22 protein-coding genes and 1 pseudogene are annotated in these 23,152 nt (G+C 30.1%); all 23 read left to right on the forward strand.

The genetic code is table 11. The features are described 5' to 3' along the window. Nucleotides 1-146 precede the first annotated feature (146 nt). The 23 genes and pseudogenes from AB0T67_RS07980 (at nt 147) to atpA (ending at nt 23,098) form a co-directional block, all read left to right on the forward strand. Nucleotides 147-1,196, forward strand: coding sequence for a helix-turn-helix domain-containing protein (locus AB0T67_RS07980; RefSeq protein WP_369219869.1), 1,050 nt, complete (start codon nt 147-149; stop codon nt 1,194-1,196). Nucleotides 1,197-1,296: 100 nt separating this feature from the next. Further along, a complete protein-coding gene (locus AB0T67_RS07985) occupies nt 1,297-2,154 on the forward strand; it encodes a hypothetical protein (protein ID WP_369219870.1) in 858 nt (285 codons plus the stop codon). 112 nt (nt 2,155-2,266) lie between these two features. Further along, complete coding sequence (locus AB0T67_RS07990) at nt 2,267-2,875, forward strand: hypothetical protein (RefSeq protein WP_369219871.1); 609 nt, start codon at nt 2,267-2,269, stop codon at nt 2,873-2,875. Between the two features lie 11 nt (nt 2,876-2,886). After that, a complete protein-coding gene (locus AB0T67_RS07995) occupies nt 2,887-3,507 on the forward strand; it encodes a dioxygenase family protein (protein WP_369219872.1) in 621 nt (206 codons plus the stop codon). Between the two features lie 104 nt (nt 3,508-3,611). Then, on the forward strand, nt 3,612-5,303 hold the full coding sequence (locus tag AB0T67_RS08000; RefSeq protein WP_369219873.1) for a glutamine--tRNA ligase/YqeY domain fusion protein: 1,692 nt from the start codon (nt 3,612-3,614) through the stop codon (nt 5,301-5,303). A 336-nt stretch (nt 5,304-5,639) separates the two neighbouring features. Next, a pseudogene (locus tag AB0T67_RS08005) lies at nt 5,640-6,740 on the forward strand (PSP1 domain-containing protein); the annotation flags it as partial. Between the two features lie 700 nt (nt 6,741-7,440). Beyond that, a complete protein-coding gene (locus AB0T67_RS08010) occupies nt 7,441-7,926 on the forward strand; it encodes a gliding motility lipoprotein GldH (RefSeq protein ID WP_271231007.1) in 486 nt (161 codons plus the stop codon). A gap of 2 nt (nt 7,927-7,928) precedes the next feature. Beyond that, nucleotides 7,929-10,223, forward strand: a complete 2,295-nt coding sequence (locus AB0T67_RS08015; protein ID WP_369219874.1) for a transglycosylase domain-containing protein — start codon at nt 7,929-7,931, stop codon at nt 10,221-10,223. Nucleotides 10,224-10,282: 59 nt separating this feature from the next. Beyond that, nucleotides 10,283-10,984 carry a CoA transferase subunit A gene (locus AB0T67_RS08020; protein ID WP_369219875.1) on the forward strand — a complete coding sequence of 234 codons (702 nt, stop codon included), beginning with the start codon at nt 10,283-10,285 and terminating at the stop codon, nt 10,982-10,984. Nucleotides 10,985-10,987: 3 nt separating this feature from the next. Beyond that, complete coding sequence (locus AB0T67_RS08025; protein ID WP_369219876.1) at nt 10,988-11,644, forward strand: 3-oxoacid CoA-transferase subunit B; 657 nt, start codon at nt 10,988-10,990, stop codon at nt 11,642-11,644. A gap of 58 nt (nt 11,645-11,702) precedes the next feature. Then, nucleotides 11,703-11,873: a hypothetical protein gene (locus AB0T67_RS08030; protein ID WP_369219877.1), complete on the forward strand. Its 171-nt coding sequence runs from the start codon at nt 11,703-11,705 to the stop codon at nt 11,871-11,873. Next, nucleotides 11,873-12,634, forward strand: a complete 762-nt coding sequence (locus tag AB0T67_RS08035; RefSeq protein ID WP_369219878.1) for an exodeoxyribonuclease III — start codon at nt 11,873-11,875, stop codon at nt 12,632-12,634. The genes AB0T67_RS08030 and AB0T67_RS08035 overlap by 1 nt, the downstream gene beginning before the upstream one ends. Nucleotides 12,635-12,641: 7 nt before the next feature. Continuing rightward, on the forward strand, nt 12,642-14,183 hold the full coding sequence (locus AB0T67_RS08040) for a lytic transglycosylase domain-containing protein (RefSeq protein WP_369219879.1): 1,542 nt from the start codon (nt 12,642-12,644) through the stop codon (nt 14,181-14,183). Between the two features lie 70 nt (nt 14,184-14,253). Continuing rightward, complete coding sequence (locus AB0T67_RS08045; RefSeq protein ID WP_369219880.1) at nt 14,254-15,240, forward strand: DUF4837 family protein; 987 nt, start codon at nt 14,254-14,256, stop codon at nt 15,238-15,240. Between the two features lie 387 nt (nt 15,241-15,627). Next, complete coding sequence (porW, locus tag AB0T67_RS12320) at nt 15,628-17,853, forward strand: type IX secretion system periplasmic lipoprotein PorW/SprE (RefSeq protein WP_455432244.1); 2,226 nt, start codon at nt 15,628-15,630, stop codon at nt 17,851-17,853. 15 nt (nt 17,854-17,868) lie between these two features. Continuing rightward, nucleotides 17,869-18,273: a bactofilin family protein gene (locus AB0T67_RS08065; protein WP_271230998.1), complete on the forward strand. Its 405-nt coding sequence runs from the start codon at nt 17,869-17,871 to the stop codon at nt 18,271-18,273. Beyond that, complete coding sequence (locus AB0T67_RS08070; protein ID WP_271230997.1) at nt 18,242-18,463, forward strand: AtpZ/AtpI family protein; 222 nt, start codon at nt 18,242-18,244, stop codon at nt 18,461-18,463. The genes AB0T67_RS08065 and AB0T67_RS08070 overlap by 32 nt, the downstream gene beginning before the upstream one ends. A 2-nt stretch (nt 18,464-18,465) precedes the next feature. Beyond that, the gene (locus AB0T67_RS08075) at nt 18,466-18,846 is read left to right on the forward strand and encodes a DUF6168 family protein (protein ID WP_271230996.1); all 381 of its coding nucleotides are present in this window, start codon (nt 18,466-18,468) and stop codon (nt 18,844-18,846) included. A 138-nt stretch (nt 18,847-18,984) separates the two neighbouring features. Then, a complete protein-coding gene (gene atpB, locus AB0T67_RS08080) occupies nt 18,985-20,109 on the forward strand; it encodes a F0F1 ATP synthase subunit A (protein WP_369219881.1) in 1,125 nt (374 codons plus the stop codon). Between the two features lie 42 nt (nt 20,110-20,151). Continuing rightward, on the forward strand, nt 20,152-20,343 hold the full coding sequence (atpE, locus tag AB0T67_RS08085) for an ATP synthase F0 subunit C (RefSeq protein WP_058886136.1): 192 nt from the start codon (nt 20,152-20,154) through the stop codon (nt 20,341-20,343). Between the two features lie 90 nt (nt 20,344-20,433). Then, nucleotides 20,434-20,931 (forward strand): F0F1 ATP synthase subunit B, encoded by a 498-nt coding sequence (locus AB0T67_RS08090; protein WP_271230994.1) that lies wholly within the window; start codon nt 20,434-20,436, stop codon nt 20,929-20,931. A gap of 7 nt (nt 20,932-20,938) precedes the next feature. Then, nucleotides 20,939-21,496, forward strand: coding sequence for an ATP synthase F1 subunit delta (gene atpH, locus AB0T67_RS08095; RefSeq protein ID WP_271230993.1), 558 nt, complete (start codon nt 20,939-20,941; stop codon nt 21,494-21,496). Nucleotides 21,497-21,517: 21 nt separating this feature from the next. Continuing rightward, on the forward strand, nt 21,518-23,098 hold the full coding sequence (atpA, locus tag AB0T67_RS08100; RefSeq protein WP_369219882.1) for a F0F1 ATP synthase subunit alpha: 1,581 nt from the start codon (nt 21,518-21,520) through the stop codon (nt 23,096-23,098). Nucleotides 23,099-23,152: the final 54 nt, after the last annotated feature.

The following is a 23,152-nucleotide window of genomic DNA, read 5'->3' on the forward strand; positions in this document are numbered from 1 at the left end:
TTAATAGTTTTAGAAAAAGGTTGGGGAATTTTCTCAACCTTTTTTATTGTTTTATTAATTTTTTTAAGAGTTGTATTGTTATAAAATAGGTATAACAATAAGTCGTTAAACTATTATAAGTAAACACTTTTTAATAATTTAAAAAAATGAATCAAATAATTATTGAACTTAATTTATTAACAATAATAGAGTTATTATCCATAGCAACTTCTTTTATATTAGCATTACTTTTTATAACGATAAGGTCTAAGAATAAAAAAGCAAATATTTTTTTAGGTTTTTTTTTATGGTCTTTATCAATAGAAGTTTTTGATGCTTTCATTCCATTAGATGAAGCCTTCTTATTCAATTTTCCTAAATCAAGTTTATTTACGATTCCTTTTTTATTTTTATATATCAATCAAACTTTCAATAGAAAATTTTTTTGGTTTTATTTCTTATTATTTATCCCCGGATTTTTCTTTTTGAGTACTACTGTTAATATTACAATTATAAAATATTTAGAGTATATTTTTAATATTTTTATTTTGATATATGCTTTGATAATAGTAAAAAATTATCAAAATAAATTAACAGATTTTTACTCTGATTTAGAAAATAAAACACTTTTATGGATTCAAACAATTTTGTACATATATTTATTTTTTCATCTATTTTGGATTATTGAAGATATGGTTGGTTCACAAACCCAAGAACTTATTGAGTATTTTGTAAACATTTCAAATGTGCTGACTTTTTTTATGATTTATTGGATAGGGTATAATGGATTTTCTCAATCGGAAATATTTAAATATTCTTTATTCTTAAATGAAGAAAAAGAACTTATTGTTATAAATGACTTATCTGAAACGGCAGGTATTTTTAATGAAATTATTTTAAAAATAGAAATAGAAAAACTTTTTTCAAATACGAATATAAATTTAAGAATACTCGCTAATCAATTGGGGTTAAAAGAAAAAGAACTATCAGTATTGATAAATAAACACACTAATAATAACTTTTACTATTTTATTAATCACTTTCGTATTGTAGAATTTAAAAAATTATTAAAATCTCCAAAAGCAAAACAATTATCTATTTTAGGAATAGCTACAGAGGCTGGATTTGCTTCAAAATCAACTTTTTACGCTGCTTTTAAAAAGATTGAAAATATGACACCAAAACAATACCAAAATCAATTAAATAAGTCCGAGTAACCGCAAACGGACTTGTTTAATTGAATATTTTATAAGCTTGGTCGTTTATTTACTGTGAACTATTTATAGTAAAATAAGTCGAATTTAAAATTTAAAATTTATGAAAAAATTAATGAGTTTAAGTGTTTTGGTAATTGCGATAATTACTCTTGGTTGTATTTCGTGTTCAGATAATAGTGATAATATTACAAAAGGAAATATAAACGAAGGAAATGACCCTAATTTTAAAATTGTAGCTAATACAGATGTCGGGCTTGAAAAATATAATAGAAAAGTAATTGTTTTTGGAATTGATATTTACGCTGCTTCAGCAGTAGAAGATAATAAATTATTATATGCCGCTAATATTATGGCGCAATATTTAGATAACAATGAAGACGGGGTTGTAGATAATCAATTAGTAGTTGATCAAATGATAAAAAATAAGGCTTTTTTATTTATGTGGAAAACAGAAGCAGATATGCTTTCAAGTGAACCATCAGGAAGAATGGGGCAAGATTTAGGAAATGAAGAAACACATCCTTCTTTTGTTTCTGATGGAAAAACAGGAACTTTTGATGCAGGTTTAGAAGAAGTTTTACATTTAATTACTCATGTTGGTTATGCAAATGCGTATCCTACTATTTTTGGAGAGGAAGAAGGAACATCATTATCTAACGCGATGGATATTGCTCGTGCTGGTAAATTTACAAGCATTCCAAGTTCATATCCTGTTAAAGCATGGTATACTTATGATGATAAAACTTGTACTTATGATTGTCAGGCAACGGAATATATGTATTGGGCAATGACTAGTATTTTAGGGGCTCAAGAAAATAGACTAAGTGAAATTAATGATGAGTGGAAATTAAATACTAAAGCAAAAGTACAAGCGACAGATACTGCTATCTACGCATTGTTAACAAATTCAACATATAAATTCCCAACGGTTTTACCTGATGGAACTTATAAAAGGTAACAGTTAGCTGTTTTTAAGATAAAAAAACATAAAAATCACCTACTTTGATATTCTATTGAAAAGATTATTATAATAAGTAGGTACTTTTTAATTAAACCTAAAATAATTTACCATGAAAATACAGAAATTAATTGTATTAATTACAGCATCATTTCTTCTTTTATTTACTAATTGTACTACTAATGATGATATTGCTAATACTGAATCTGATTTTGGAATTTTTAAAATAGCTAGTGATAAAAAAATAGTAGAGATGAACGGAACTATAGGAAGTTCTTCATTAATTAATTTCAATAAACTGTATGAAGTATATCCAACAATCACAAAAATAAATATTAAAAATTGTGATGGATCATCAGATGACGAAGTAAATTTAAAGTTGTCTAAAAAAGTGTATGATTTAAATATTGAAATTCATTTATTAGACAATGCTGAAATAGCATCTGGTGGCGTAGATTTTTTCTTGGCTGGAAAAAAACGAACTCGTGGAACTGGAACTAGAATAGGCGTACACTCATGGGCTGGAGATGACTCAACAGCTACAGATTTTCCTGTAGGGCATGCCAATCATTTGCCATATATTGAATACTACAAATCTATTGGATTTACGGATACTGCCGCTAAAGCATTTTATTATTTTACAATAAATGCCGCCGCAGCAAATAGCATACATTGGATGACAGAGGCTGAAATAGGAACGTATAAAATGCTAAAACTATAAAATGAATTAAAATGGATAGAAAAAAATTCTTAAAAAACTTAGGTTTTGGGCTTGTCGCTACTCCAATAATAACATCAATTAGTTGCTCATCAAAAGATGATATAATAAAATCAACTACTGCAGCTTGTGGGGTTACTAAATCAGATATGTTAGGTCCTTATTATGTAAGTGGAACTTCACAAATTACCAATTTGAATACTCAAAACTTCTCTGGTGATAAAATTATTGTTTCAGGAAAATTATACGGAGGTGAAGATAAAAGTAAGCCTATTGCTAATGCCATGATTGAAGTTTGGCATGCCGATAGTGATGGAATATATCATCCTGTAGGAGATGGAAATGTATCCGATTATAAAGCGGATAAAATTACACTTCGTGGGTTTGTAAATACAAATACAGAAGGCGATTATATATTTGAAAGTATTCGTCCAGGAGTGTATCCAGGACGTCCTCGTCATTTTCATTATAAAATAACAGCAAATGGATATAAAACATTAGTTACTCAAATCTACTTTAAAGGTGATCCGACAACAGCAGATGAAGATATTGATAGTTGTCGAATAATTGACTTTAAAAAAGATACAAATGGAATTTATAAAGGGATTGCAGTAATACATTTAGCATCTAATTAGTTTTTTTTTCAGAAACTCTTTCAAATTAAATGAAAGGGTTTCTTTTTCGGATAAAATATTCTTCAACAATTTTACGTAATTTTGTGATTCAATACCAACAGAAAATGTCAGAAGAAAAAAAATCATTGAATTTTTTAGAGCAAATAATAGAAGAGGATTTAGCAAACGGAATGCCAAAAGAAAGCTTACGTTTTCGTTTTCCTCCAGAACCTAATGGGTATTTACATATCGGACATACAAAAGCTATCGGAATTAGTTTCGGTTTAGGACAGAAATATAATGCTCCTGTAAACTTGCGTTTTGATGATACAAATCCTGCTAAAGAAGAGCAAGAATATGTAGATGCTATTAAAAAAGATGTTAGTTGGTTAGGATATCAATGGGAAAATGAATTATACTCATCTGATTATTTTCAACAATTATACGATTGGGCTGTTTTATTAATAAAAGACGGAAAAGCGTATATTGATAGTCAATCTTCTGAAGAAATGCGTGTTCAAAAAGGAACGCCAACTCAAGTAGGAACTAACAGTCCTTTTAGAAATAGAACTGTTGATGAAAATTTAGATTTATTCAGTAGAATGAAAGCTGGTGAGTTTCAAGAAGGAACGCATGTTTTACGTGCAAAAATTGACATGGAATCGCCAAATATGTTATTGCGTGATCCATTAATGTATCGTATTTTAAAGAAAGCACATCACCGTACAGGTAATGATTGGGTTATTTATCCAATGTACGATTGGACACATGGAGAAAGTGATTATTTAGAGCAAATATCGCACTCATTATGTTCTTTAGAATTTAAACCTCACAGAGAATTATATAACTGGTTTCGTGACAATGTGTACGAATACAGTAAATCAGAATTTCCAAATGCACCAAAACAACGTGAGTTTTCTCGTTTAAACTTAAGCTACACTATTATGAGTAAGCGTAAGTTATTAACATTGGTAGAAAATGGAATTGTAAACGGATGGGATGACCCTAGAATGCCAACAATTTCTGGATTAAGAAGACGTGGATATACACCTGCTTCAATTCGTAATTTTATTGAAACTGTTGGAGTTTCTAAAAGAGAAAATGTAATTGATGTTTCTTTATTAGAGTTTAAAATTCGTGAGGATTTAAATAAAAAAGCCAATAGAGTTATGGGAGTTTTAGATCCTGTAAAAGTAATTATTGATAATTATCCTGAAGATAGAGAAGAAATTCTTATTGCAGAAAATAATCCTGAGGATGAAAATTCTGGTACTAGAATTGTTCCTTTTTCAAGAGAAATTTATATCGAAAGAGAAGATTTTAGAGAAGAAGCTAATAAAAAATTCTTCCGATTAAAATTAGGAAAAGAAGTTCGTTTAAAAAATGCTTATTTTATAACAGCAACAAGTTGTGAGAAAGATGAAAATGGAGAAATTACAGTAATTCACTGTACGTATGATCCGTTAACAAAATCGGGTAGTAATACTGAAGAAAGTAAGCGTAAAGTAAAAGGTACTTTACACTGGGTTTCTGTAAAACATGCCGTAAAAGCTGAGGTTAGAGTTTACGATAGATTATTTTCTGATGAAGCACCAGATTCTCATAAAGACAAAGATTTTATGGAATTTGTAAATCCTAACTCATTAGAAAAAATTACTGCTTTTGTAGAACCAAGTTTACAAACAGCTAAAATTGGAGAGCAATTTCAGTTTCAACGTTTAGGATATTTTAATGTTGATGATGATTCAACTTCAGAGAATTTAGTATTCAATAAAACAGTTGGATTAAGAGATAATTGGGCAAATGCAAATAAATAGGCGTATTGTATATAATTACTTTTTATAATCATTTATTTAAAAAATAAAACCTCAGTTTTCATTCGAAGACTGAGGTTTTTTTATTTTAGAAATCTTTGAATAAATTACTTAAATACTCTTTTTAAATAGAAGATTAAAATAATTAGTTGTTCATAATTATTTACTATATTTTTTATGCAAAAAATCAATTTTCCATTTTCGTGAGAATACGTATCTTTACTGATTAAGGAAAGTTATGATAATAAATTTTATCTAACTGAAGATTAATCATAAAAAAGCGTTTTTTGATACTGGGTTAAATCAGATTTAAAAAATGCTTCTAAAATATATAATTATATGAGTTGTAACAGTTGTTCAACTAGTAAAGACGGAGTTCCTGGAGGATGTAAGAGTAATGGAAATTGTGCCAGTGGTACTTGTGGAAGCGGAAATAAATTGGCTGTTTTTGATTGGTTATCGAATATGACTTTGCCAACAGGCGAAGCACCATTTAATATTTATGAAGTTCGATTTAAAAACGGACGTAAACATTTTTTTAAAAACACCGAAAAATTAACCATTTCGATGGGAGATGTTGTAGCAGTTGAAGGATCATCTGGACATGATATCGGTATTGTAGCATTAGCAGGAGAACTTGTAAAAGTTCAAATGAAAAAACGTAAAATTACTGCAGATAGTGAAGATGTAAAAAAAATATACAGAAAAGCATCGCAAAAAGATATTGATATTTGGCATACAGCCAGAGATAGAGAGCAAGAAACACAGCGAAAAGGACGAGAAATAATTAGTCGTTTAGAGCTGAAAATGAAACTTTCTGATGTAGAATATCAAGGAGATGGTACAAAAGCTACTTTTTATTATACAGCCGATGAACGTGTAGATTTTCGTCAGTTAATTAGAGATTTAGCAGGAACTTTTTCTATACGTGTAGAAATGAAACAAGTTGGTATGCGTCAAGAAGCAGCTCGTTTAGGAGGTGTTGGTTCTTGTGGTAGAGAATTATGTTGTTCTACTTGGTTAACCGATTTTAGAAAAGTAAATACTGCAGCTGCAAGATATCAACAATTATCGTTAAATCCGCTAAAATTAGCAGGACAATGTGGTAAATTAAAATGTTGTTTAAATTTTGAATTAGATACGTATTTAGATGCTTTAAAAAGTTTCCCGAAGCAAGATAAAATACTTAAAACTGAAAAAGGAGATGCTGTTTTTGTAAAGATGGATATTTTTAAAAAAATAGTTTGGTATACTTATAAAGAAGAAAGTTTTAAGTGGTTTAGATTGTCGTTAGAACAAGTACAAGAAATTATTATTTTGAATGAAAATAATGAACTTGCTTTACCTTTAGATGAGTATGAGTTAGAGATAACTGTACAGCCAATTGTTGATTTTGAAAATGTAGTAGGTCAAGATAGTTTAACCCGTTTTGATACACCTAAGAAATCTCGTAATAATTCGAGGTCAAAATCAAGAAAATCAGTAGCAAAAAAAGGAGGTAATTTACCAGTAAAAATACAACCAAACAAAAGACCTCAAAGAGCATCTGCTAATAAAAGAGAAGGTAATTCAATTGTTAAAACACAGCCAAATAAAAGACCTCAAAGAGCACCTGTTAATAAAAGAGAAGGAAATCAGCCATTAGAAGGTCAACCAAAACGAAGACCTCAAAGAGCACCTGTTAATAAAAGAGAAGGAAATCAGCCATTAGAAGGTCAACCAAAACGAAGACCTCAAAAAGCACCTACTAATAAAAGAGAAGGAAATCAGTCAGTAGAAGGTCAACCAAAACGAAGACCTCAAAGAGCACCTGCTAATAAAAGAGAAGGAAATCAGCCAATAGAAGGTCAACCTAAAAGAAGACCTCAAAGAGCACCTGTTAATAAAAGAGAAGGAAATCAGCCAGTAGAAGGTCAACCTAAAAGAAGACCTCAAAGAGCACCTGCTAATAAAAAAGAAGGAAATCAGTCAGTAGAAGGTCAACCAAAACGAAGACTTCAAAGAACTCCCGAAAAAAGAGCTGTAAAAAATAATATTGATGAAAAAACTGTGGATACTAGAAAACCTATGTCAAAAGTATCCTCTAAAATAAAAAGTCCTGAAACATCAAAAGAGCCTACTAAAAATAACGATACAAAAAATGAAAAGGAATAACATAGTTATATTTTTTTTAGCTGTTTTTGCAATCATATCTTGTGATTCAAAGAGTGTTTATGATGCGTATATTACGTTACCAGAAGGTTCGTGGAATAAAAATAACGCAGTTACATTTATTTTTGATGTGAATGATTCGATAAACAAGAAAAATCTTTTTATAAATCTTAGAAATAATGAAGACTATGCATATAGTAATTTATTTTTGATAACACAATTACGGTTTCCTGATGGGCAGATAGTTATTGATACTTTAGAGTATGATATGGCAGATGTAACAGGTAAGTTTTTAGGTAAAGGAATTTCGGGCATCAAAGAAAATAAACTTTTTTATAAAGAAAATATATTATTTCCAAACACAGGAACATACACTTTTAAGGTTACACAAGCTATGAGAAAAAATGGTAAAATTGAAGGAATTAAAGAACTTGAAGGAATATCTCAAGTTGGATTTAGAATTGAAAAAAGATAATAATGACAGAGCATAAAACAACTAATTTTAGTGGATATATCAAATGTTTTTGGGGTATATTATTAAGTGGATTCCTTTTTGTAGGACTATTATTTTTATTAGCTTCTTTAGGTACTTTTGGTGAATTACCTTCTTTTGAAGAATTAGAAAATCCTAAAAGTGATTTAGCTACAGAAGTTATTTCTTCAGATGGAAAAACATTAGGGAAATATTATGTGAAAGCAAATAGAACACCTATTGAATATAAAGATTTACCTGAGGTTTTAATAAAAGCTTTAGTAGCTACTGAAGATGAACGTTTTTACGAACATTCAGGTATTGATTTTTATGGTACAGCAAGAGCTGTTTCAAATTTAGGTAGAAAAGGAGGTGCAAGTACAATTACTCAGCAATTAGCTAAAAACCTTTTTAATAAAGGTGGATCTAGTAATATATTTAAGCGTCTTTCTCAAAAATTGAAAGAATGGGTAGTTGCTATAAAACTTGAGCGTCAATATACCAAAGCAGAAATTGCAACGATGTATTTAAATACGCAAGGATTTCTTTTTAACGCTACAGGTATTCGTTCGGCAACACGTATTTATTTTGGTAAAGAACCAAAGGAATTAGATATACAAGAAGCTGCTATTTTAGTTGCAATGTTAAAAAACCCTAGACAGTATAATCCGCATAGAGAGCGTTCTAAAAAGAAATCTTTACAGCGTAGGAATGTTGTTTTTGCTCAAATGGCAAAAAATGATATTATTACAGAGAAAGAAAAAGATTCGTTACAAAAATTACCTTTAAAAATAAATTTTACACCAGAAAGTCATAGTGATGGATTGGCAACTTATTTTAGAGAAAATTTAAAACAACGTTTAAAAAAATGGGCAAAAGAAAATCCAAAAGAAAACGGAGAGTTTTATAATATTTATAAAGATGGCTTAAAAATACATGTGACTATTGATTCTCGTATGCAAAGATATGCAGAGGAAGCAAGTAGTGAACACATGGCTAATTTGCAATCATTTTTCTTTAAAGAACAAAAGAAAAATAAAAATGCGCCTTTTTATGATTTAGAAAAATCTCAAGTTTTAAATATTTTAAAAAGAGGAAAACGAAGCTCAACACGTTATAAACGAATGAAAGCAGCAGGAAAAAGTGAAAAAGAAATTGAAAAATCTTTTAATACTGATACAGATATGCGTGTGTTTTCATGGAAAGGCGATCGTGATACAGTTATGACTCCTTATGATTCTATTCGTTATTATAAGCATTTTTTACGTTCTGGTTTGGTTTCTATTGAACCTCAAACGGGACATATTAAAGCTTGGGTAGGAGGTATCAGTCATAAATATTTTAAATATGACGCAGTAGAACAACAAAAACGTCAAGTAGGTTCTACCTTTAAACCTTTTGTATATGCAACAGCGATTAATCAATTAAAAATGTCGCCTTGCGATAAATTACCTAATATTTTATACACGATTCCAAAGGAAAAATATGGAATGCCAAAAGATTGGACACCTGAAAATGCGAGCAATAAATATGGTGGTGAATTAACATTAAAAGAGGCTTTAGCACGTTCTGTAAACGTAATAACAGCTCGATTGATAGATAAAGTATCACCTGTAAACGTGGCACGTTTAGCTGAATCAGCAGGAATAAAATCAGAAATTGACCCAAATCCATCTATTGCTTTAGGTGCAGTTGATTTATCATTAATAGAAATGGTAAGTGCATATTCAACTTTTGCAAATAAAGGATTACGTGTTAGCCCAATGATGATTACTAGGATTGAAGATAAAAATGGAACTGTTTTAGAAGATTTTGTACCTAAAACAAAAGAAGTTTTAAGTGAAGAATCAGCTTATGTGGTATTAGATTTATTAAAAGGAGTTACACAATCGGGTTCAGGTGCACGATTACGCTCTGGCTGGACTAGAAGAAAAGATGCTACAACAGGTTTTCCTTATAAATTTACGAATCCAATAGCAGGAAAAACAGGAACTACTCAAAATCAATCTGATGGTTGGTTTATGGGAGTTGTTCCTAATTTAGCAACAGGTGTTTGGACAGGTGGTGAAGATAGAGCAACCCATTTTAAAGGAATAGCTTTAGGTCAAGGAGCAACAATGTCATTACCTACTTGGGGATTATTTATGCAAAAATGTTATGCTGATAAAACATTAAATATAAGTAAACAAGATTTTGAAAAACCATCAGAGGAATTAACAATTACTATTAATTGTAATGAAGTAAAAAATAGCGATGATGGTGATGATGATAAAAAAGAAGACGGAGATACTGATTTTTAATTAAAATATTTTTTAGAGAATAAACTAAGAGTTTTTTTAACAGATAACAAATAACTAATATGATAAATAAAAAAGTAAATAGCGTAGAAGATGCACTTGTTGGTGTAAAAAGCGGAATGACTTTTATGTTAGGAGGTTTCGGTTTGTGTGGAATACCAGAAAATGCTATTGCCCAATTAGTGAAATTAAATGTTAGAGAGGTAACATGTATTTCTAATAATGCAGGTGTAGATAATTTTGGCTTAGGTTTATTACTTCAAAATAAACAAATTAAAAAAATGATTTCTTCGTATGTAGGAGAAAATGAAGAGTTTGAACGTCAAATGCTTTCTGGGGAGTTAGAAGTAGAATTAACGCCTCAAGGAACTTTAGCCGAAAAATGTAGAGCAGCACAAGCAGGTTTTCCTGCATTTTATACTCCTGCAGGTTATGGAACGGAAGTTGCAGAAGGAAAAGAAACTCGTGAATTTGATGGCAAAATGTACGTGTTAGAATCTGCTTTTAAAGCCGATTTTGCCTTTGTAAAAGCATGGAAAGGAGATACAGCAGGTAATTTAATTTTTAAAGGAACTGCCCGTAATTTTAATCCGAATATGTGTGGCGCAGCAACTATAACTATTGCTGAGGTTGAAGAATTAGTTCCAGTAGGAACACTTGACCCTAATCAAATACATATTCCAGGTATTTTTGTACAGCGTATTTTTCAAGGAGAAAAATATGAAAAAAGAATTGAACAACGAACTGTAACTCCTAAACTGTAAAAAATGGCTTTATCAAAAGAACAAATAGCACAGCGAATAGCAAAAGAATTACAAGATAAATGGTATGTTAATTTAGGAATAGGAATTCCTACTTTAGTTGCTAATTATATTCCTAAAGGAATTGAAGTAGAGTTTCAGTCTGAAAACGGATTGTTAGGAATGGGCGGATTTCCTATCGAAGGAACTGAAGATGCCGATTTAATAAACGCAGGAAAACAAACAGTAACCGTTTTAGATGGTGGTTCTATTTTTGATTCAGCTACAAGTTTTGCCATGATTCGTGGAAAACACGTGCAATTAACTGTTTTAGGAGCAATGGAAGTTGCTCAAAATGGTGATATTGCCAACTGGAAAATCCCTGGGAAAATGGTAAAAGGAATGGGTGGTGCGATGGATTTAGTAGCATCTGCAGAAAATATTATTGTAGCAATGATGCACACTAATAAACGTGGTGCTTCTAAAATATTAAAAAAATGTTCTTTGCCTTTAACTGGCGTTGGTTGTGTAACAAAAGTAGTTACCAATTTAGCAGTATTAGAAGTGAAAAATAACGCATTTTATTTATTAGAAAGAGCGCCTGGTGTTTCTGTTGATGAAATAAAAGAAGCTACAGAAGCAACTTTAATAATAGAAGGAGAAATTCCTGAAATGAATATTTAAAATGAAATATTTTAAAAAGTTTTACTTAGTTATTTATCCTTTATTAATTGTGTTTTTTATGTTTATACTAGATAAGGTATTTCTTGTCGAAGAATCTTGGATTCGAATAGGTATTGCAATTGCGCTGGCATATGTTTTATCACCAAGAAAAAAAATAGTACAAACAGAATCAGGAGAAAAGAAACAACTAACGTGGATTTTTCTTAAAAACCCTATATTTTTAGATTGATGAAAATAATATCATATAACGTAAACGGAATTAGAGCCGCTTTAAAAAAAGGATTTATCGATTGGTTAGAAGTTGCAAATCCTGATGTGATTTGTATTCAAGAAACCAAAGCACATAAAGAACAGTTAGATGTAACTGAATTTGAAAATGCAGGATATCCGTATCACTATTGGTTTTCAGCACAAAAAAAAGGCTATTCATCCGTAGCTATTTTTTGCAAAGAAAAACCAAATCATATTGAATACGGAACAGGAATTGAAACCATGGATTTTGAAGGAAGAAATCTGCGTGTAGATTTTGATGAAGTTTCTGTAATGAGTTTATATCTTCCGTCAGGAACAAATTCAGAACGTTTGAATTTTAAATTGAATTATATGGATGAATTTCAAGAATACATCAATAATTTAAAACAAGAAATTCCGAATTTAGTTATTTGTGGTGATTATAATATTTGTCATGAAGAAATAGATATTCATAATCCGAAAATGAAAGGGGTTTCAGGATTTTTACCTGAAGAAAGAGTTTGGTTTACGGAATTTATAAAAACGGGATTTACAGATAGTTTTCGATTTTTAAATCCTGAAAAACAAGAATATTCTTGGTGGAGTTATCGAGCAAATTCGAGAGCAAACAATAAAGGTTGGCGTTTAGATTATGCAATGGTTGCTGAACCTTTGAAAGATAAAATATCAAGAGCTTACATTTTACCAGAAGCAAAACATTCTGACCATTGCCCGATTGTTGTTGAATTAAATTTATAAATCAAGCATGAAAAACTTACTAATACTACTTTTTTTTACGGTATCAATTTTTGCACAGCAACCTGTGGATAGTGTTTTTGTTCCCATAGAAAATACAGCAATAGCAATTGATTCTAATTTTGTAGCAACAGATTCTATTGTAAAAGATAGTATCAAAATAAAAAAGATTTATGCCTGTTTTTCAGATTTAGATTTGAAAAAAGTAGATAGTTTATTGATTGAGAAAAAATTTAATGCATCATCATTTGATAGTATTCAATATGTAATTGATGATAAAGATATTATTGCTAATACAACATCAATGCTTTCTACGGATTTATTAAAAACACGCTTGCATGATTTGAATTTAAAAACGCCATTTCATTTAGCTTATAATCCATCTTTAGAAAAAGTAATTAATAGTTATTTAAAATATCGAACAAAATATTATCCTGCTTTAATGGCAAAGGCACAATATTATTTTCCGATGTTTGAACAGTATTTAGATCAGTTTGATGTTCCGTTAGAAATGAAATATTTAGCGATTGTAGAATCTGCTTTACGTCCTGCGGCTCGTTCTAGAGTGGGGGCAACAGGTTTATGGCAATTTATGTATGGAACAGGAGTTCAGTTCGATTTAAAAGTAAATTCATATGTTGATGAGCGTCAAAACCCAGTAAAAGCAACAATTGCAGCGTGTAAATATTTAAGTCATTTACATAAAATTTTTGGCGATTGGGATTTAGCTTTGGCAGCTTATAATTCAGGACCTGGAAATGTTTCAAAAGCAATAAAACGTTCGGGAGGATACCGAAATTATTGGAATATTCGTCCGTATTTACCTCGTGAAACAGCAAGTTATGTTCCCGCTTTTTATGCAACCATGTATATTTTTGAATATGCGGATGCACATAATATTTATCCTGAACCACCAAATATTTATCATTTTGAAACAGATACAATTCAAGTAAAAAGAACTGTTACTTTTGATCAGATTTCAGCAAAAACAAATATTGATACAGATTTATTATCATTTTTGAATCCATCGTATAAATTAGATGTGATTCCTTATGTAAAAGATAAAAATTATGCGGTTCGTTTGCCTCGAAAAAATATGATTGACTTTTTAGATAAAGAAGAAGATATTTATGTACTAGCAAATGAAGAAGATGGAAAAAGAGAAAAGCCATTAGCCAAGTATTTTGAGACAGATAAACGTACACGTTACAAAGTACGTAACGGTGATTATTTAGGTAAAATAGCAAATAAGTTTGGAGTAAAAGTAAGTCAAATTAAGCGTTGGAACAGAATGCGAAATCATCGATTGAAAATAGGACAATCTTTAATTATTCATCCGAAGAAATTAGTTGCTCAAAAAAAAATAGCACGAAAAAAACATAAACTTCCAAAAGGACCCTATAAAGTGTATGTTGTTAAAAGTGGAGATTCATTATGGACAATATCAAAAAAATTTCCATCTGTTTCTATTGACCAAATTAAAAAGTGGAACAATATTTGGAGTGTAAAAAATCTAAAATTAGGAATGAAACTTAAAATTTTTAAAGGTTAGTATTCTTTTAAAAAAATCATTCTAAAATTTATTGTATAACATATTTTTAAAAGTTATAAAACTACAAATTATGAAAAAAATAATAGGCTTGCTTTTTTTGATGTTTTTAATGATATCATGTAAAACAGGTAATGAAGGCTACACTTTACCAACATCTAATGGTAACACCAATAAAATAATGGTGGTTGTAAAAGGAGAAGATTGGCAAGGTAAAATAGGAAACCAAATACGTACGGTGTTTGGTGAACATCAAGTAGGTTTACCACAACCAGAAACATTATTGTCGGTTAGCCAAATAGATCCTAGTGGTTTTAGTAGTTTTATGCGACATGGAAAAGCTGTTTTAATTATCAAAAAAGGAGCTAAAGAAAGTATTACTGTTGAAAAAGATAGATATGCGCAACCTCAAATTATTGTGCATGCTACGGCTAAAAATGAAGCAGGAATTTTAAATATGTTAGATAAAAGAGGTAAAGAAATTATCCAATTATTTAAAGATGAGGATGTTAGTTTTACACAGAAAATCTTTAAAAAAGAACGTATTGATGAGACAGGATTTAAAACAATTAAGAATATTGGATTAACTATTGATATTCCAAAACGATTTAGATTAGTAGAAGATTCTGGAGATTTTATATGGTTTCGTCAGCATTTAAGAAGTGGTATTGCTCGAGGAGATGGTACAAATAACGTTTTAATTTATACGATTCCTTTAATTGATGAAAATAAAGTTGCTGATAATATTACAGCAGTACGAGATACTATTGGTAAAAAACACATACCAGGAAGTAAAGAAGGAATGTACATGATTACCGAACAAGCATACACACCTTTTACTTTTGATGCTATAATTGATGGTAAAAAAGCATATGAAACTCGTGGGAAATGGGAAGTTAAAAACGATTTTATGGCAGGTCCTTTTGTTAATTATACTATAATTGATAAGAAAAATAATCGTTTGGTTATTTTTGAAGGATTTACTTATGCTCCTTCTGTAAATAAACGTGATTTTCTGTTTGAATTAGAAGCAATTGGAAAATCAATGAAAATAAAATAATTATCATTTAAATAATAATATTCAAAAAAGCATCAATTTAAAATTGATGCTTTTTTTTTCGTTATAAACGACATAAACTGTTTTATATAGTAGTTTGAATTTGAGTACAAATGCCTAGCCCCGATTGAAGCATTTGTTTGAGCTCTCTGGCTTTTTTTTAGCCAGAAGCGAGTGCGGAAAGCGGGAAATTGCTTCAAATTATTTTTCTTATATTTTTTCTGATAAAAAATTATACTTATAATTATATGAGCTTTTAACATGAAATAATTACTTGATGGTGTATAAATTTAATAAGGTAACTGAAAGTTATCTTTTTATTGCTATTTTTACGCTTTTACGTACAATAAAATTATGAATATAGTTGTTGTACAGTAAAAGCGTAACTATATGAATAAACTATCCAAATTTTTAGTTTTTAATCTGATTTTAGCTACAATATACTCTTGTAGTGTAAAAAAAGATGCGTTTTTAAATCGAAACTTTCACGCACTTACTACAAAATACAACATACTTTTTAACGGTGAACAAGCTTACTTGAAAGGATTAGAAGATGTTAAAAGTAAGCATAAAGATAATTTTTGGAAACGTTTAGAAATAGAACCTATTACTTTTGATGAAAATCAAATTTCAGCACCTGTTTTACAACTAGGTTCTGGTTTTGATGAAAACGAAGAAGAAGAGGTTGAAGTTTTAACAATGTTTGATAGAGCCGAAGAAAAAGCCGTAAAAGCAATTCAGAAGCATTCAATGAATATAAACGGATATGAAAAAAATCGTCAAATTGATGATGCTTACCTATTATTAGGTAAATCAAGATACTATACTCAACGTTTTATTCCTGCTATAGAATCGTTTAATTATATTATAGCAAATTATCCAAACGCTAGTTTGATAAATGAAACAAAAGTTTGGCGTGCTAAAACAAATATTCGTTTAGATAATGAAAAATTAGCCATAGAATCGCTAAAATTTTTATTAGAAGTTGAAGAAAATGAAGCAGAACTTCCTGACGGAGTAAGAGAACAAGCACATACTGCTATGGCAATGGCGTATCAAAAAACAGATACGATTCAAAAAGTAATTCAGCATTTAACAGCAGCATCAAAAATATTTAAAAATAAAGAACAATCTGGACGTAATATGTTTGTTTTAGGGCAAATTTATAGCGAATTAAATTACAGAGATTCTGCTCGTGTTGTATTCAATAAGTTAGCGAATACTAAAAAAGCACCTTATAAATATCGTATTCGTGCAAGTATTGAAATGGCAAAAAATACAGAAAATGATTCTGCATCGATTGTTGTTTTAGCCAAATTAAAAAAACTAATCAGAAATTCTGATAATCGTAAGTTTTTGAATGCACTTTATTATCAGGCAGGAGTTTTAGAAATAGGACGAAACAAAACTGATAATGCTATTGAATATTTTAAAAAATCATTAAATGCTAAGCATAACAATGATTATCAAAAAACATATGCCTATGAACGTTTAGGAAATATTGCTTTTGATAAAGAACAATATGTTTTAGCTGGTTCTTATTACGATAGCGTTTTAACAGTTACTTCTAAAGAATTTACTCAAGAAAAAAGAATTAGAAGAATCCGCAGAAAAAATAAAGGATTAACAACTTTAAGAAAACATGAAAGTCTTGTTAAAAATAATGACAGTATTCTTAAGTTAGTAGCTATGACAGCTACTGAGAGAACTTCTTTTTTTGAAACTTATATCGAAAAAATTAAAAAAGAAGATGAAGAGAAAAAACAGTTATTATTAAATGCACAAAATTTTGGTAGCTCTTTTGGAAGTGGAAAAGCTATTAATAATGGTAGTAATAAAGGAAAATGGTATTTTTATAATTCACAAGCTTTAGGTTTTGGAAAAGCAGCTTTTCAGAATACATGGGGTATGCGTCCGTTAGAAGATAATTGGCGATTATCAGATAAATCAACAACAATAATTGAAGAAATTGACGAAGACTCAACAGAACCTGTAGTTAATTTACGTTACGAATTATCGACTTATTTAGACGAAATTCCTACGGATGAAAAAATAATTACAACATTAATAGAAGATCGTAATGATGCTTTATATCAATTAGGATTAATTTATAAAGAGCAGTTTAAAAATAGTAATCTTGCTATTGAAAATTTAGAACGATTACAAAAAGAACAACAAAATAATACGTTAGAACTACCGATAAGCTATCATTTATATCAAATATATAGCGAAATAAACGATGTGGCTAAAGCGAATGAATACAAAAGTGTAATTTTAACTAAGTATTCCGAAACAACATTTGCGGAAATCATAAGAAATCCGACTAAAAAATTAACAGAAAATAAAAAAGAAGATGCTGTTTTAGATAAGTACAAAGAAATATACTATCTATATAAAGAACAAAAATATGAAGCTGTTGTAAAAGATATTGATGTTTTTTTATCAACAATTAAAGAATCTGAATTAACACCTAAATTTGTACTTTTAAAAGCATTGTCTTTAGGAAAGTATAAAGATAAAGAAACTTATAGGAAAGCATTAGAATTTGTGGCCATTCGTTATGCGAATAAAGCTGAAGGTGTTAAAGCAAAAGAAATATTAGATAGAATAAAATAAAAAAATATTGTTAGTATGTTTAGTAAAGAAAGTAAAAAAACAAGCGAAGCTAAAGTTTCAGAAAGAAATGTTATAGGTACAAACACTCAAATAAAGGGTGATATTATTTCAGAAGGAGACTTTAGAATTGATGGAACTTTAGAAGGAACTATAAAAACCAATGGAAGAGTTATTATTGGTGCGGCAGGTTTTATTAAAGGAAAAGTAGAATGTGCAAATGCAGATATTGAAGGTAAGTTTTCAGGAGATTTAGTTGTTTCAAATACATTAACTGTAAAAGCAGCTGCTAATATTAATGGAGATGTTATTACGGGTAAGCTTTCGGTAGAGCCAGGAGCATCATTTAATGCAACTTGTGCTATGAAAGGTGCGGTAAAAGAATTAAATAATGGACAAAAACAAAAAGAAAAAACCGCTTAGTAAATATATTCGGTTTACAAGTATTGCTTTTCAAATGGGATTAACTATTTATTTGGGTAACAAACTCGGTGAATGGCTAGATACTCAGTATGTAAATGAAAATCAATTATATACTAAAATTTGCACATTGGTCGCTGTTTTTGGGGCTATGTTTTCTGTAATATTACAAGTTTCAAAATTATCTAAGTAAAAATGATTAAACGTATTTTATATTTTATTATCACTGTTCTTGTATTATTTGCAGTGAGTTATATTTCTCATAATTATATTTTAAATATGCTAGGAGATAGTATATCATACTCATTACTATCAGTATATTTATTTCATGTAATAAGTACATGTATTGTTTACGTTTTATTAGAACTTCTAGTAAGTCAAATGCCAAATGAAGCAGGATATGGGTACTTAGCTTCTATGCTTTTAAAAATAGGTTTTTTTGTATTAATCTTTCAAGCAGATGTGTTTACAGATGTACAGCTTACTAAGCCAGAAAAGGTTTCGTTAGTTATTCCGTTATTTATATTTTTGATAACAGAAGCAGCAGGTGTTTTTAAGTTATTAAACACTAAGTAGTTTGCTTTTTTAAACGTAGTTTTAACACTAGGTTAAATTTGTAACAAAACTAAGTTTAAAAACGGTTTGTAGTTTTAATTAAATATGTACCTTTGCACGGAAATTTACAGACCTTAAACCTTTATTCAAATTTAAGATATGATGATAGCAAAAAAATCTATCAAGTTTTTAACAATACTTGCATTAGTTTTTACATCATTTTCAGTTTCAGCTGAAAATGGAGATACTACTTTACAAGATGATGGTGGCCGTGTAAACACAAAGGCAGAAATTGAAGCTTATAAGAAACATCACTTAGCAGATTCACATGATTTTACTTTGTTTTCATACACAAATGATAAAAACGAAAGAAAACACGTAGGTGTTCCTTTACCTATAATTGTTTGGACAAGTAAAGGATTAAGAACTTTTATGTCTTCAGCTTTTCATCATAATGATGATGGTCACGTAGTTGTTCCAGCAGATGGAGTACAGTTAACTAAAATACACAGTAAAATATATGAGTTAAATGAAGGAGAAACTGCTGTTTCTTTTGATGAAGCTCACCATGCTACAAATGCTCATAAAGCATTAGATTTTTCTATAACAAAAAGTGTTGTAGGAATGTTTTTAGTAGGTTTGTTAATGATTTTCGGATTTAGATCTTTAGCTAAAGGATATAAAAAAGGAGCAATTCCAACAGGTTTTGCAAGAGTATTAGAGCCTTTAGTATTATATGTTAGAGATGAAATAGCAAGACCAAATATTGGTGAAAAGCATTACCGTAAATTTATGGGATTCTTATTAACTGTTTTCTTTTTTATATGGGTTTCAAACTTATTAGGTTTAACTCCATTAGGATTTAATATTACAGGACAATTAGCTGTAACAGTTTGTTTGGCTCTTTTTACCTTTTTTATAGTACAGTTTTCTGCAAATAAAGATTATTGGAAACATATTTTCTGGATGCCAGGAGTACCTGTCGCTATGAAATTTATTTTAGCACCTATCGAATTTTTAGGGATTTTAACTAAGCCTTTTTCGTTATTTGTACGTTTATTTGCCAATATTACAGCAGGTCACTCAGTAGTAATGGGTATTGCCGCTTTAATGATTATATTAAAAGCGAAGTTTGGAACAGCGGGTGCAACAGGTGTATCTGTATTTTTAACGTTGTTTTTAACGTTAATCGAAGTGTTAGTAGCCTTCTTACAAGCATATATTTTTACAATGTTATCTTCATTGTTTATTGGTATGGCTGTAGAAGAACACGATCACCATTAGTAAAATGAAATTTTTTGTTTAATTTAATATAAATCAATTATTATGACAGGTCTTACTTTAATAGGAGCAGGTTTAATCGTAATCGGAGCAGGATTAGGATTAGGGAAAATCGGTAGTAGCGCAATGGAAGCTATCGCACGTCAACCTGAAGCTGCTGGAAAAATCCAAACAGCAATGATTATTATTGGAGCATTATTAGAAGGTTTAGCATTCGGTGCTTTACTTTTAGGATAATCTTCCAGAAATTAAAAAGAAACACTATCTGCAACGGTTGGTTGCAGATGTGTTTTATTAAACAATAAAAAAAATACAAAATAAATTAGTATGGGAATTTTTAATGATTTTTCAATAGGATTATTTGTCATGCAGGCTTTTATCTTATTAATATTAATCTTTTTAATGGTAAAGTTTGCTTGGAAGCCAATCTTATCTGCATTAAATGACAGAGAAGAAGGTATCCAAAATGCATTAGATCAAGCTGAAAATGCTCGTAAAGAAATGCAAAATTTACAAGCTGATAACGATAGGTTATTTAAAGAAGCACGTGCCGAAAGAGATGCAATGATGCAAGAAGCTCGTGATATTAAAGAAAATATTGTAGCAGAAGCAAAAGAAGAAGCACAAGCACAAACTTCTAGCATGATAGAAAATGCTAAAGCAACAATAAAGCAAGAACAACAAGCTGCTATTTCTGAATTAAAGAAAACAGTAACTGATTTATCTTTAGATATTGCTCAGCAGTTAGTGAAAAAAGAGTTAACTTCACCAGCAGATCATTTAAAGCTAGTTGAAGGAATGTTAGAAGAGATTACTTTAAACTAATCAATCGATGAAAGGATCTAGACCAGCATTACGTTACGCAAAAGCAATATTAAATCTTGCTAAAGAAACTAATAAAGATTCTTTAGTTAACGATAACATGAAGTTAATCGCAAGTACTATTGCCGAAAGTAGCGATTTAAACAGAATGCTTAAAAGCCCTGTAGTTAAAGCCAATGATAAAAAAACGGTTTTAGTTGCACTTTTTGGAGATAAAGTAGATGCTATCATAACAAATTTATTCAACTTATTAGAAGAGAATAAACGTATGATAATGTTAGAAGCTATTGCAAAGCAATATTCTATTATTTACGATGCTTATAAAGGTGTACAGGTTGCTAAAGTTACTACAGCAGTAGTTTTAACAAAAGAGTTAGAAGATAAAATACAAGCGAAAATTGTTTCTTTAACAGGAAATAGCGCAAGTATAGAAAATATAGTAAATCCGAATATTTTAGGAGGATTTATTTTACGTGTTGGAGATGTGCAGTATGATGCAAGTATTTCTAATCAATTCAAAGAGTTAAGAAGAGAATTTGACAATAGTCATAACATTCCACAAATTTAATTATACATCCAAAGAAATAAGATGGCAGGAATTAAACCAGCTGAAGTTTCAGCAATTTTAAAGGAACAATTAACAAACTTCGAGTCTAAAGCTTCATTAAATGAAGTTGGTACCGTATTACAAGTAGGTGATGGTATTGCTCGTGTTTATGGTTTGTCTAATGTACAATATGGTGAATTAGTAGAATTCGATAACGGATTAGAAGGTATCGTATTAAACTTAGAAGAAGATAATGCAGGTGTTGTATTATTAGGTGCTTCTACATCAGTAAGAGAAGGTTCTGTTGTTAAACGTACAGAAAGAATTGCTTCTTTAAGAGCTGGAGAAGGTATTGTAGGACGTGTTGTAAATACATTAGGTCAGCCAATTGATGGTAAAGGACCTATTGAAGGTAAAACTTACGAAATGCCTTTAGAGCGTAGAGCTCCTGGGGTTATTTATCGTGAGCCTGTAACTGAACCAATGCAAACTGGTATCAAATCTATTGATGCTATGATTCCTGTAGGACGTGGTCAACGTGAGTTAATCATTGGAGACCGTCAAACTGGTAAATCTACAGTTGCTATTGATACTATTTTAAATCAAAAAGAATTTTACGATGCTGGGAAACCAGTATATTGTATATATGTTGCAATTGGTCAAAAAGCATCTACTGTAGCTGCTATTGCCAATGTTTTAGAAGAAAAAGGAGCTTTAGCTTATACTACAATTGTAGCAGCAAATGCATCTGATCCTGCAGCAATGCAAGTATATGCACCATTTGCAGGAGCTGCAATTGGAGAGTACTTTAGAGATACTGGTAGACCAGCTTTAATTGTTTATGATGATTTATCTAAACAAGCAGTTGCATACCGTGAGATTTCATTATTATTAAGAAGACCTCCGGGACGTGAGGCATATCCTGGGGATGTATTTTACTTACACTCAAGATTATTAGAACGTGCTGCAAAGGTTATCAATGATGATAAAATTGCTAGTGAAATGAACGATTTACCAGATTCTTTAAGAGGAGTTGTAAAAGGTGGAGGTTCTTTAACTGCATTACCGATTATTGAAACACAAGCAGGAGATGTATCAGCATATATTCCAACAAACGTAATTTCGATTACTGATGGACAAATTTTCTTAGATGGAGATTTATTTAACTCTGGTGTTCGTCCAGCAATTAACGTAGGTATTTCTGTATCTCGTGTTGGTGGTAACGCTCAGATTAAAGCGATGAAAAAAGTATCTGGTACTTTAAAATTAGATCAGGCACAATATCGTGAATTAGAAGCATTCGCTAAGTTTGGTTCTGATTTAGATGCAGCAACTTTAAATGTGATTTCTAAAGGACAACGTAATGTTGAAATCTTAAAGCAAGCACAAAACGATCCTTATACTGTAGAAGACCAAATTTCAATCATTTATGCAGGTTCTAAAAACTTGTTAAAAGATGTACCGGTAAATAAAGTAAAGGAATTTGAAAGAGATTATATTCAGTATTTAAATGCAAAGCATAGAGATACTTTAAATACTTTAAAAGCAGGTAAATTAACTGATGAAGTAATTGATACTTTAACAGCAGCTGCAAAAGAAATTTCAGCTAAATTTTCAGCTTAATAAAAGACTTTAATATAAAGTATTGAGATTCGCGTCTCAATACTTTATATTTAA

This window comes from Tenacibaculum salmonis, assembly GCF_041053065.1.
Lineage (GTDB): Bacteria > Bacteroidota > Bacteroidia > Flavobacteriales > Flavobacteriaceae > Polaribacter > Polaribacter pacificus_A.